Annotated in this window: 15 protein-coding genes; 12 read left to right on the forward strand and 3 right to left on the reverse strand. The window is 66.8% G+C overall.

Going from position 1 to position 11,593, the window contains the following annotated elements; genetic code table 11:
- Positions 1 to 46: 46 nt before the first annotated feature.
- The gene (gene argB, locus AB1634_06335; GenBank protein MEW6219140.1) at positions 47 to 928 is read right to left on the reverse strand and encodes an acetylglutamate kinase; all 882 of its coding nucleotides are present in this window, start codon (positions 926 to 928) and stop codon (positions 47 to 49) included.
- Positions 929 to 1,362: 434 nt separating this feature from the next.
- On the opposite strand from argB, the gene lptA reads away from it, so the two are divergent.
- The 6 genes from lptA to rapZ all read left to right on the forward strand — a co-directional run bounded on the left by lptA (position 1,363) and on the right by rapZ (position 6,275).
- Positions 1,363 to 1,887, forward strand: a complete 525-nt coding sequence (gene lptA, locus AB1634_06340; protein ID MEW6219141.1) for a lipopolysaccharide transport periplasmic protein LptA — start codon at positions 1,363 to 1,365, stop codon at positions 1,885 to 1,887.
- A 60-nt stretch (positions 1,888 to 1,947) separates the two neighbouring features.
- Positions 1,948 to 2,670, forward strand: a complete 723-nt coding sequence (gene lptB, locus AB1634_06345) for an LPS export ABC transporter ATP-binding protein (GenBank protein ID MEW6219142.1) — start codon at positions 1,948 to 1,950, stop codon at positions 2,668 to 2,670.
- 27 nt (positions 2,671 to 2,697) lie between these two features.
- Positions 2,698 to 4,224 (forward strand): RNA polymerase factor sigma-54, encoded by a 1,527-nt coding sequence (gene rpoN / locus AB1634_06350; protein MEW6219143.1) that lies wholly within the window; start codon positions 2,698 to 2,700, stop codon positions 4,222 to 4,224.
- 91 nt (positions 4,225 to 4,315) lie between these two features.
- Positions 4,316 to 4,858: a ribosome-associated translation inhibitor RaiA gene (gene raiA / locus AB1634_06355; protein MEW6219144.1), complete on the forward strand. Its 543-nt coding sequence runs from the start codon at positions 4,316 to 4,318 to the stop codon at positions 4,856 to 4,858.
- 44 nt (positions 4,859 to 4,902) lie between these two features.
- Positions 4,903 to 5,373, forward strand: coding sequence for a PTS sugar transporter subunit IIA (locus tag AB1634_06360; GenBank protein MEW6219145.1), 471 nt, complete (start codon positions 4,903 to 4,905; stop codon positions 5,371 to 5,373).
- On the forward strand, positions 5,370 to 6,275 hold the full coding sequence (gene rapZ / locus AB1634_06365) for an RNase adapter RapZ (protein MEW6219146.1): 906 nt from the start codon (positions 5,370 to 5,372) through the stop codon (positions 6,273 to 6,275). The genes AB1634_06360 and rapZ overlap by 4 nt, the downstream gene beginning before the upstream one ends.
- Positions 6,276 to 6,277: 2 nt before the next feature.
- On the opposite strand, the gene AB1634_06370 is transcribed toward rapZ, so the two are convergent.
- Positions 6,278 to 7,117: a zinc metalloprotease HtpX gene (locus AB1634_06370; GenBank protein MEW6219147.1), complete on the reverse strand. Its 840-nt coding sequence runs from the start codon at positions 7,115 to 7,117 to the stop codon at positions 6,278 to 6,280.
- Between the two features lie 67 nt (positions 7,118 to 7,184).
- Positions 7,185 to 7,850, reverse strand: coding sequence for a histidine phosphatase family protein (locus AB1634_06375; GenBank protein MEW6219148.1), 666 nt, complete (start codon positions 7,848 to 7,850; stop codon positions 7,185 to 7,187).
- A 177-nt stretch (positions 7,851 to 8,027) separates the two neighbouring features.
- Here AB1634_06375 and AB1634_06380 point away from each other — a divergent pair, with 177 nt between their 5' ends.
- The 6 genes from AB1634_06380 to AB1634_06405 all read left to right on the forward strand — a co-directional run.
- The gene (locus AB1634_06380) at positions 8,028 to 8,321 is read left to right on the forward strand and encodes a nucleotidyltransferase domain-containing protein (GenBank protein ID MEW6219149.1); all 294 of its coding nucleotides are present in this window, start codon (positions 8,028 to 8,030) and stop codon (positions 8,319 to 8,321) included.
- On the forward strand, positions 8,240 to 8,656 hold the full coding sequence (locus AB1634_06385; GenBank protein ID MEW6219150.1) for a DUF86 domain-containing protein: 417 nt from the start codon (positions 8,240 to 8,242) through the stop codon (positions 8,654 to 8,656). The genes AB1634_06380 and AB1634_06385 overlap by 82 nt, the downstream gene beginning before the upstream one ends.
- 58 nt (positions 8,657 to 8,714) lie before the next feature.
- Positions 8,715 to 10,421: an FG-GAP-like repeat-containing protein gene (locus tag AB1634_06390; protein ID MEW6219151.1), complete on the forward strand. Its 1,707-nt coding sequence runs from the start codon at positions 8,715 to 8,717 to the stop codon at positions 10,419 to 10,421.
- Positions 10,422 to 10,881: 460 nt separating this feature from the next.
- Positions 10,882 to 11,091, forward strand: coding sequence for a type II toxin-antitoxin system HicB family antitoxin (locus AB1634_06395; protein MEW6219152.1), 210 nt, complete (start codon positions 10,882 to 10,884; stop codon positions 11,089 to 11,091).
- The gene (locus AB1634_06400; GenBank protein MEW6219153.1) at positions 11,088 to 11,300 is read left to right on the forward strand and encodes a type II toxin-antitoxin system HicA family toxin; all 213 of its coding nucleotides are present in this window, start codon (positions 11,088 to 11,090) and stop codon (positions 11,298 to 11,300) included. Before AB1634_06395 ends, AB1634_06400 begins: the two co-directional genes overlap by 4 nt.
- A 66-nt stretch (positions 11,301 to 11,366) precedes the next feature.
- Positions 11,367 to 11,593 (forward strand): hypothetical protein (locus tag AB1634_06405; GenBank protein MEW6219154.1); only part of this gene is annotated, 227 nt, incomplete at its 3' end.

An 11,593-nucleotide genomic window follows, 5' to 3' on the forward strand; every position in this document is an offset into this window, starting at 1 on the left:
GGGGCGACGACCTGCTCGCAGAAGGAAAGTCGAAGGAGGATGGGCCTTACGGGATGATCTCGGTGCCGATCCCCTGGTCAGTGAACATCTCCAGGAGAATGGCATGCTCCAGACGGCCATCGATGATGTGGGCCTTGGCGACACCGCCGGCCAGGGCGTCCAGACAACAGCGCACCTTGGGGATCATGCCGCCGGAGATCGTCTCCCCGGCCAGAAGGGTCATGGCCTGGCTGGCGGTAAGGGAGCGCACCAGCTGCTTCTCCCCGTCCAGGACCCCCTCCACGTCGGTCAGCAGGATGAGCTTGGCGGCCTTCAGATGGGCAGCCACCGCCCCGGCCACCAGATCGGCGTTGATGTTATAGGGCTGGCCGTCTTCACCCACCCCGACCGGCGCAATGACCGGGATGAAATCCCGAGCCTTCAGGGTGTGGAGAATGGCAGGATTGACGCCGGTCACCTCCCCGACCCGGCCCAGGTCAATGAGCTCTGGCGGGGCGTCGCCACCCGGCTTCAGCATCTTCAACATCTTCTTGGCCTGGACCAGATCGCCGTCCCGGCCGGACAGGCCCACAGCCTTGCCGCCATGCTGGTTGATCAGGCCGACGATCTCCTTGTTGACCTTGCCCACCAGCACCATCTCCACCACATCCATGGTCTCGCCGTCGGTGACCCGCATGCCATGGACATAGCTGGACTCGACGTTCATCTTCCGGAGAAACTGGTTGATCTGCGGCCCGCCGCCATGGACGACGATGGGGTCGAGGCCGACGGTCTTCATCAGGATGACGTCCAGAGCAAAGTTGTGCTTGAGGCCCTCGTCGACCATGGCGTGGCCACCATATTTGATGACGATGGTCTGGCTTCCGAACCGCCGGATGTAGGGTAAGGCTTCGATCAGGGTCTTGGCTTTTTCGATGAGGCGTTCCATACGCTCCTCCGCGGTCCTCGGGCGTCGTGGCGCTGAAAAAGCAGCACCTTAACCGCCCGTGTCCGGACCTGTAAAGGGCTTTGTCGTCCGCCCGCGGAGGCGGTCTGCCACCCCTCCACTGCAGGCTTTACATTGCCGGGGATGGGCAGTAAGATGGGCTCAAGTTGGCGTCAGCGGCCAGGCCGCGGGCGATGGCCGGCGGCGGACTGCCGGCGGTGTGCATGCCGGAAGGGGTGCGTATCATCGAGCTGCAGCAGGTCCATCCGCAATCGGGACTGGCAGGGTGCCGTGGGCAACATCGACTGCCGCTCCCGGTGCCCTCGTTTGTCCCTTGCTCGTTCTCCTGCGGTGCCATTCTCGGGAAGAGCCTCCTGCTGCCGGTCTGGTGGGGCCTGGGCGCCTGGCGGCTGCCGTGTCCGGCATGGCCGTGGTTGGTGCTCCTGGCTGTGGGGATCGCTCTGCGCCCGGGGGGGGCTGCTGCCCAGTCGGCTCCGGCGGCGGCTGCCCCCATCCACATCGAGGCGGATCGCCTGGAATCGGATGCCAAGGAGGAAGTGCTCCATTTTTTGGGTCATGTGGAGGCTACCCAGGGGGACATGGTCATCCGCGCCGAGCGGATGACGGTTACCTATGTCCGGCGCCGGCCAGCTGCCCAGAGCGCCCCGGATAGCGGCCTCGGGCCGGGGGCCGGTGATATCGACCGGATCCGCGCCGAGGGCGGGGTTCGGATCACCCGGAAGAACTGGGTGGCCACGGGCGACAATCTGGAATACGTGGCGGCCAGCCGGCAGGTGATCCTGACCGGCGCCGCCCAGGTCTGGCAGGCGGACAACAGCGTCAGCGGCGAGCGCATCGTCCTCTACCTGGACGAGGGCCGGAGTGTGGTGGAAAAGGGCGGCAGCGGCCGGGTGAAGGCCCTCATTTATCCCGAGCGGCCGGCGGACGAGGCCCGGCCATGAGCCCCTGGCGTCGCCCGGTTTCCGGGCCAGAGGCCGGGCCCCCTCCGGAGATGGGCGGCCATGGCTGAGCTTTCGGCCCGGGCCCTGGTCAAGCACTACGGTGCCCGGCCGGTGGTGCACGGGGTCGATCTGGACGTGGCCGCGGCCACGGTGGTAGGGCTTCTTGGCCCCAACGGTGCCGGCAAGACCACAACCTTTTATATGGTTTCCGGCTTCGTGCGGCCGGACGCCGGACAGGTCCTCCTGGATGGCGTCGAGATCACGTGGCTGCCGATCCATGACCGGGCGCGGCTGGGCGTCAGCTATCTGGCGCAGGAGCCTTCCGTCTTCCGGCGCCTGTCGGTGGTCGAGAACCTCCGGCTGGTCCTGGAGCCCCTGGGGCTGCCCCGGGCCGAGATCCGTAGCCGGATCGAGGCCCTGCTCGATGACCTGCGTATGGGCCATTTGGCAGATCACCGGGCGGACACCCTGTCCGGCGGCGAGCGGCGGCGGGTGGAGATCATGCGCGCCCTGGCCATTGGCCCCCGTTTCGTGCTGCTGGACGAGCCCTTTGCCGGTATCGATCCCCTGTCGGTGGCTGACCTGCAGGGGATTATCCGCGGTCTCAAGGAGCGGGGCTTGGGGGTCCTCATCTCGGACCACAATGTCCGGGAGACCTTGTCCATCTGTGATCATGCTTACATCATCAGCGAGGGCCACATCCTGACCGCCGGCGATCCCGCGGCCATTGTGGCCAGTGACATCGCCCGGCAGCACTACCTGGGCGAAGGCTTTCGCCTCTAGCCGTCTCTTGCGATCTGGATCTCGACCATGGCCCTGGAACTGAGGCAGCAGCTCAAACTGGCCCAGCAGCTGGTGATGACCCCCCAGCTCCAGCAGGCCATCAAGCTTCTGCAGCTCAACCGGCTGGAGCTGGTGGAGATGATCCAGCAGGAGCTGGAGCAAAACCCCCTTCTGGAAGAAGGCACCGCCGAGCCGGAGGGGGAGGCCGAGGCCTCCCAGAGTACGCCCCCCGAAGAGGGAGAGCCGGCAGCCGTCCTGGCTGAGGTCACCCCGGAGCTGTCGTTCGAGCGGCCGGAGTCCCTGGCCGCCATCGACTGGAACGACTACGCCAACGAGTACAGTCCCGACCCGGCGGCCCCGGCCTTCGAGGACCCGATGGCCGGCCTGCCCCTCGACTGGTCCGAGGGGCCTGATTCCGGGAGCAGCCTGTCCTCGGCCTACGAGGATCGTCCCACCCTGTCCCGCCTGGACGTTCTCGCCCAGAAGCCCGACCTTCAGTCCCATCTGCGCTGGCAATTGTGCCTGTCCGATCTGGATGAGGAGGAGGTGGAGGTGGGCACCTTCGTCATTGGCAACCTCAACCGGGATGGCTTCCTGGAGGTGACCCCGGAGGAGATTGTGCGCGCCACCGGCTGTTCCTCCGCCATGGCCGAGCGGCTGATCCGGCGGGTGCAGGAGATGGATCCCCCGGGTATTGGGGCGCGGGACGTGCAGGAGTGCCTGCTCCTGCAGCTGGAGCACCTGGGGGCTGGCAGCTCCCTTGCCGCGACCATCGTCCGCGACTTCTTGCAGCTCCTGGAAACGAAGCGCTATGCCCAGATCGCCAAGGCCACCGGAGCCACCGAGGATGATGTCATCCAGGCGGTACGGGTGATCACCGGCCTCGATCCCCACCCCGGCCGGGTATACTCCGATGAGCATTCCCAGTACATCATCCCCGATGTTTACGTCTACAAGGTCGGGGACGAGTTTGTCATTCTCCTCAATGACGATGGCCTGCCTCGGCTGCGGGTCAGCTCCCTGTACAAGGATGTGCTGCGCAACCGCCAGGAGGCCTCCCCCACCGCCCGCACCTACATCCAGGACAAGGTCAAGGCGGCGGTCTGGCTGATCCGCAGCATCCAGCAGCGGCAGCGGACCATCTACCGGGTGGTGGAGAGCATCATCAAGTTCCAGCGGGATTTTTTCGACTGGGGGGTGGCCTACCTGCGGCCGCTGATCCTCCGGGACGTGGCCGAGGATATCGGCATGCACGAGTCCACGGTCAGCCGGGTCACCACCAACAAGTATGTGCACACCCCGCAGGGCATCTTCGAGCTCAAGTACTTCTTCAATACCGCCATCCAGCGGCGGGACGGCGGTGAGGCCCTGGCGGCGGAGAGCGTCCGGGAGCGGGTGCGGCAGATCATCGCCACCGAAAGCGCACCCTTGTCGGACAGCGCCATTGCCAAGATCCTCCACAAGGAGGGTGTGGAGATCGCCCGGCGCACCGTGGCCAAGTACCGGGAGCAGCTGGGCATTCTGCCGAGTCACCTGCGCAAGCGGCCATCGTAGCGACCGCACCGCGCAGCTCGGCAAGCCCCTTCGTCACAAGGCCCGCCGATATCGCCGCCGCCCAACACCCGTGAGACAGGAGGTCGTGCCCATGCAGATCGCCGTCACCTTCCGTCGTCTGGAATCCAGTGATGCCGTGCGCGCCTATGCCGAGAACCGGCTGCAGAAGCTGAAGCGCTGTCTGGACGAGCCCATCGAGGTCTCGTTGGTGCTGTCCGCCGAGAAGTTCCGGCAGCGGGCGGAAGCGGTGATCGCGGCCCAGGGGGTGAAGATCAAGGCCGTAGAAGAGAAGGATGACATGTATGCCGCCATCGATCTCTTGCTGGACAACGTCCAGGAGCAGATCCGGCGGCAGCAGGAGCGGCGCAAGAAGAAGAACGGCGCCGCAGTCCGGGCCCAGAAGGTGCTCATGGAGGTGTTCTCCGCCGATGGCGCCGACGAGACGCCCGAGAGCGGTCTGCGGATCGTGAAGACGGAGCTGCTTCTGGCCAAGCCCATGGACCTCGAGGAGGCGGTGGCCCAGATGCGGATCTCCGCGGACGAGTTCCTGGTCTTCACCAGTGCCGAGACGGGCACGGTGAGCGTGCTCTATCGCCTCAAGGGCGGCAACCTGGGCCTGTTGGCCACCGAGTAGACCGGAGCGGCCGGGGTTCGACTGGCCAGGGAAGGGGGGCGGGGATGCCTTTGTCAGGGCTGCTTGCGGAAGGCCGGATCGTGCTCGCCCTCCAGGGGCAGACCAAGGAGGCGGTGCTGGCCGAGCTGGCCGCGGTGGCCGCCGGCCAGCTGGCGGGCCGGACGGCCGCCGAGATCCTGCAGGTCCTGGAGGAGCGGGAGCAGCTGGGGACCACCGGCATCGGCAGCGGCATCGCCATCCCCCACGGCAAGCTCAAAGGCCTGGGACAGCTCCTGGCCATTTTCGGTCGTTCCCAGACCGGGGTGCCGTTCCAAGCCCAGGACGGCCAGCCGGTGCACTTCTTCCTCCTGTTGCTGGCTCCCCAGGAATCGGCGGAACCGTACCTGAGGGTTCTGGGGTCGGTCACCCGTTTCCTCCGCCAGGCAGCCATTCGCACCCGCCTCATGCGGGCCAAGACCGCGGAAGAGGTCCTGGCCGTTTTCACCGAGGCCGAGGCTGGCCGCCCGGCACCATGAGCGTGCCTGCCCCCGCTCCCCTGCCCCCGCCGGCTGACCAGCTGCAGGCGGTCATCATCACCGGCCTGTCCGGGTCGGGCAAGAGCACCGCCCTCAAGGCCTTCGAGGACTGCGGCTACTACTGCGTCGACAACCTGCCCCTGGTGCTCCTGCCGGACTTCCTGGCGGTGATGGCTGCCGCCCAGCCGCCCTTCCGGCGGGTGGCTCTGGTGATGGACGCCCGGGAGCGGGTCTTCCTGGGCGAATACAAGGCGGTATTCGCCGCCGTGGCCCAGGGGCGGCACCGGCTGGAGATCCTGTTTCTGGAGGCCACGGACGAGGTCCTGGTCTTACGCTTCAGTCAAACCCGCCGCCGCCACCCGCTGGCCGCCGAGGAAGGCGGAGTGCCGGAGGCCATCGCCCGGGAGCGAGCCCGGTTTGCCGGACTGCGGGCCGAGGCCACCCGGATCCTCGACACCTCCCGCCAAAACGTCCATCAGCTGCGGGAAGCGATCTTCCGGCTCTACGCCGGTCGCTCCCCGGGTGAGGCCCTGCGGGTCAGCCTCCTGTCCTTCGGCTTCAAGCACGGACTGCCCCCGGACGCCGACCTGGTGCTCGATGTCCGCTTCCTGCCCAACCCGCATTTTGTGCCTCTCCTTCGGCCCCGCACCGGACAAGATCCGGAAGTGGCGGCCTACGTCCTCGATCATGACGAGGCGGACCGCTTTCTCCATCACCTGGTCGATCTGCTGCTCTTCCTTCTGCCGCTCTATCGCCGGGAGGGCAAGGCCTACCTGACCGTGGCCATAGGCTGCACCGGCGGCAAGCACCGGTCCGTGGCCGTGGCCGAGGCCCTGGCCTGCCGGCTCGCCGCCGCCGGCGAGCCGGCCCGGGTCGGGCATCGGGACATGGGGCGGGAGTGAGGCTAGCCCAACAACCTCCGTATCCGGTCCTGGATCGGCGGGTGGGTGGAGAACAGGCGCATCAAGGCGTCGGCCTTCAAGGGGTTGACGATGAACATCTGGGCCTGGGCGGGCTGTATTGCCATGGGCAGGCGCCGGTTCCATTGCTCGAGTCGGCCGAGGGCCGAGGCCAGGCCTTCCGGCGAGCCGGCGATCTCGGCGCCGGTGCGGTCGGCGGCGTACTCCCGGCTCCGGGAGATGGTCAGCTGGATGATGGTGGCGGCGAGTGGTGCCACGATCATCGCCACCAGGAGACCAAGGCCGCCGGCGCCCCCTTCCTCGTCGTCGCTGGAGCGGCCGCCGCCGAAGATGAGCGCCCATTGGGCCATGGAGGCCAGATAGCCGATGGCACCGGCCATGACCGCGGCGATGGAGCTGAGGAGGATGTCCCGGTTCTTGACGTGGGCGAGCTCATGGGCCAGCACCCCCTCCAGCTCCTGGTCGGAGAGCAGCTCCAGCAGGCCCTGGGTGACGGCCACCGCCGCATGCTCCGGGTTGCGGCCGGTGGCAAAGGCGTTGGGGGTCTGGCCAGGGATGAGATAGAGCCGGGGCCGGGGCAGGCCGGCCCGGCGGCACAGGCGGTCCACAGCAGCAGTCAAGCGCGGGGCCGAGGTGGGATCCAGGGGCCGGGCGCCGGACATGGCCAGGGCCAGCCGGTCGCTGAACCAGTAGGAGCCGAAGTTGAGCACCAGGGCCATGACGAGGGCAAAGGTCATGCCACCCTGACCGCCGATCATCCGGCCGACGATCAGGAACAGGGCGGTGAGGGCGGCCATGAGCAGGGCGGTCTTCAGGTGGTTCATGGTCGGATTCTCCTTGTCAGTTGGGGTGGTTGTTGCTTGCGGGCGCGCCTACCGGACCAAGAACCCTTCAGGGTGGCGGCATGCCGGCAGCGGATGCAGGTCCCGCCAGATCCGCGACCGCCGGGGCGGCGGACTTCGGCCCGGCCAGAGGGAAACAGGTCGGCTCCCGGGTGCCGAGCCCTTGCACCACCCAGACAGCACTGTTGTCGCAGCGAATGGCTCGGAAGTCGTCCAGAGGCAGGCCCTGGTAGTGGAGGATCAGGCAGCGCAGGACGATGAGGTGGCTGACCACCAGCGCTGCCTGGCCGGGGTAGCGGTCCGCCAGGGCCTCGGCTGCCTGTACCGCCCGGGCCTGGACCGCGGCCAGAGTTTCGCAGCCCGGGGCCTGAAACCGGTGGGGGGTCGCCTTCCAGACCGGATACTGGTCGCCGAATCGGCGCCGAATCTCGTCTTTGGCCAGGCTATCCCAGTGGGGGATGGCCATCTCGTTGAAGCCGGCCTCGGTGTGGACGGGCAGGCCGAGGGCCTGGCCCAGGATGGTGGCCGACTCCCGGGTGCGGGGTAGCGGCCCGGAGTGGATGGCCGCCAGGCCCAAGCCCTGCAGGCGATCGCCCAGGCTGCGCATCTGCCGGATGCCGTCCGGGTGCAACGGCTCGCCGGAACGGCCGGCGAACCGGTCCTCCTGGTTGGCCGCGGTGACGCCGTGGCGCACAAGGAAGAGGGTAGTCCTCATGGACGAGGAATATAAACCCGGCTCGAAGGCCGGCGCAACCGGGACCGGGAGGCTTTGGTCACCGGGAAACCACTTGCCGCCCTATATCGCCTGCGATACATTGACCCACCTGATGAGAGAGCCAGTCGGCGGCGGTAGGCTTACCGGGGGCCGGTCTGGGACGCGACGAGGACCAGCATGGTCAATGCCAGGGAGCTGCTGGACAGACTGCGGGTGTTGAAGCCTGGCCTCATGGCCACCTTCAAGGTGAAAGAGATCGGTCTGTTCGGCTCCTGGGTGCGCGGCGAGCAAAGAGAAGCGAGTGACGTCGACCTCCTGGTGATCCTGGACGATGACGCGGATCTTCTGGACCTCATGGGATTGACCCTGCGTTTGGAAGAAGAGCTCCAGTGCAAGGTGGATGTGGTCACCAGACGGTCCTTGCGGCCGGAGCTGCAAGAGTCAGTCCTGCAAGAGGTCGTCGCTGTTTGAGAGATCATGCCCTTTACCTTCGGGATATCCTGGCCGCCCTGGACAGCATCGAGGCCTTCGTGCTTGGGATGGACGTTGAGTCCTTTGCCGCTGATGACAAGACGGTCAGTGCCGTGATCAGAAAGCTGGAGATCATCGGTGAGGCCGCCAAGCATATCCCGGAGGCTGTACGTGGGGAGACAAGCATTCCTTGGAAGGAAATGGCAGGGATGCGGGACAAGCTTATCCATTTCTACTTCGGGGTGGACCATCATCTGGTCTGGAAGACGGTCCGAGAACGTCTGCCTGGTGTCCGTTCGGAGATTCGGAAGCTGTTGGAGCAGTCCGAGGCTTGAGGCACGGGGCATGACTCAACGGACGTGATCGAGGAAGAGTGCAATCATGGCTAAACCGATGACAACGATCTTGCTGGCGTTTTTCCTGGTCTTGCAGGCTGGTATCACCCAGGCGGCAGACGGGGGCGGGCCACCGGCAGCCCGGGTGGCGATTCTGCCCTTTGCAATGAACGCGCCGGCGGAGCTGGGCTACCTGCGGGACGGGGTGCGGGACATGCTGGCCAGCCGCCTGGCGGCAGGCGATGGCGTCCGGCTGGTGGAGCGAGCCCGGGTGGAGGCCGCCATGGCCGGCCGGCCGCAGCCGGCCAGCGATGGCGACTTCCGTGATCTGGCAGCCAGCCTGGGGGCCGATTACGTGGCCGCAGGCAGCCTCACCGCCCTGGGCGGCGGGGTGAGCGTCGATGCCCGGGTCTACCCCGCGGCCGCAGACAAGCCTGTGGAGCGCTTCTTCGCCACCGCCCCCCGGGACTCGGAGGTGATCGCTGCTGTGGACGGCCTGGCCTGGGACATCGGCGAGCGGCTCTTCGGCCGCCAGCGTCCGGCGGCTCCGGCAGTGCCGGCCACCGCGACCACCACCAGCGGCCCCACCATGACCATGCACCCTGACCGCATGTACCGCCAGTCCATGGGCACGGGTGGCTCGGTCTTCATCCGCCCCACGGGCATTGCCGGCACGGCGGAGTTCGTGAAGAGCCAGACCCTGGACTTCGAGCTGGCCGCCATGGATGCCGGCGATGTGGACGGCGATGGCGCCCTGGAGATCGTTTGTGTGAGCCGCTCCGAGCTCCTCGTCTACCGCCACGAGGGCGGCCGCCGCCTCAAGCTCTTCTGGCGGGTGCCGGGCCAGACCAGCTTCCCTTTGCACGGGGTGAGCCTGGCTGACCTGGACCGGGACGGCCGGGCCGAGATCTACGTCTCTGCCGCCGATCCCGAAGAGCCCCACTCCTGGGCGGTCCAGTGGCGAGGCCAGGATTTCGGCTACCTGTTCCAGGACATTCCCTGGTACATCCGGGCGGTGGATCTGCCTGGCGAGGGCCGGACCCTGGTGGGACAACGGGCCGGCGTCGGCGCCGCCGACAGCACCGCCGGCGGCAGCCGCCAGGCCATGGTGCCGGGCCTCTTCCGGCTGACGATCTCCGGCGGCAACGTCCAGGAGGCCGGCCGGCTGTCGGTGCCGGACTCGGTCAACGTGTTCGATTTCGTCATGGCCGACCTGGATGGCGACGGCTCTTCCGAGGTTGTGGCGGTGGACAGGAGCAACCGTCTCCGGGTCTGGCGGGCTGATGGCAAGGCCCTGTGGGCCAGCGACGAGCACTTCGGCGGCACCACCCGTTTCATCGCCGGCGGCAAGCCCCTGGATCGATCCCTCCGGGAGGACGCCCTGCCGCCCGACCGCATCTACCTGCCCTCCCGGTTGCTGGTGGCGGATGTCAACAACGACCGCCAACCGGATGTCATCGTCAACCGCAATCCCGGCTCCGCCAGTCAGATCTTCGAAAACTACAAAAGCTATCCTTCCGGCGAGATCTACGCCCTCTCCTGGAATGGCCTGGCCCTGGCCGAGCTGTGGCACACCCGCAAGATCGACGGCGAGGTGGTGGACTACCAGCTCAGGGCCGGCAAGGAAGGCGAGCCCGCTCTTCTGGTGGTGGGCCTGATCCTGGGCGGCGGCCTCCTGGAGTCGCTGGCCGAGGGGGAGAGCGCCGTGGTCACCTACCAGCTTGATCTGAGCGGGGCGGTAGCCCAGGCCGAGCAGGGGCGGTAGGATGCGGCCGCCTCGCCACAGAGGGACGGCAGCCGCCACGGGTCGGGTGAGGTACCCACCGGGCGCAGACGGGCGACGGCCACGACCGCGGTTGGGCGCCACGGATGTTCACGATGCGTGGCAGGTTCTTGCTGCTTGGTACTCTATTGAGTATCATCGAGCCATGTCGAGGCACGAGTAGCTCTTCGAGCGAATGCGCGCCAATCCCACCGACTGGCGCCTCGAGGACCTTCAGGCGCTCACCGACCGTCACGGCGTCAGTTGCCGGCATGATGGGGAAGTCATTGTATGTTCATCACCAAATCGGGCCGAACCGTTCCGGCCCAGCCAGAAAGCCTATCAAACCGGTGTACATCCGCTGTTGGAGGGAATATGCGGGAGCTTTGTGCCGTTGTCTATCCAGGCCGAGCAGAGCCGGTTGGCGGCCAGGCGATAGAGGTGCAGGGGAGGCCACGAGGACATGGAATTGACCCTCGAATGCGAGCGTGAAGAGGATGGGCGCTGGCTGGCCGAAGTGGCGCAGCTTCCAGGTGTGTTGGCCTACGGCGCTTCGCCTACGGAGGCCATGGCCAAGGCCGAAGTGTTGGCGCTTCGGGTACTGGCAGAGCGGATCGAGTACGGTGAGGTCCGCCCGTCGGCGATCAGCATTTCGGTTCCAGCTGCGGCGTGAACCCCTGGCCTTCAGCCAAGGCGAAGCGTGTCCTCACAGCGCTTCTGCGCCTTGGTTGGCAGATCAAGCGCCACAGTGGCTCGCATCGGACTCTGATGCGAGCTGGCTGGTCAGACGTCGTCTTCGCCTTCCACGACGGCGAGGAGCTTGGCCCGCGCATGCTGGCGCGTATCGGCAGGCACACAGGTCTTCGACCTGAGGACTTGTAGGGCCGGAACGGTGGCGATCCACTTCCTCCAGCTGTCCCCACGGCCTGACCCGGGAGGTAGGAGACTATGCCCGAGACGGCGCGGCGGACCGCTTCTTACGACGACCTGTACGCCATTTTGGAGAACGCGACCGGCGAGATCATCAGCGGTGAGCTGATCGTCACACCCTATGGTCACAATATTCAGTTGGGTTTGGCCAAGGATGTCTGTCGTTTGACCGCTTGGAGGAGTTGTTCGGGTAGGGTTGGTTGGGTCACAAGGGCCCGGAACCCTGGGAGCATGCGGTCGGTGTC

Source organism: Thermodesulfobacteriota bacterium, assembly GCA_040755095.1.
In the GTDB taxonomy this organism is placed as follows: Bacteria; Desulfobacterota; Desulfobulbia; order Desulfobulbales; family JBFMBH01; genus JBFMBH01.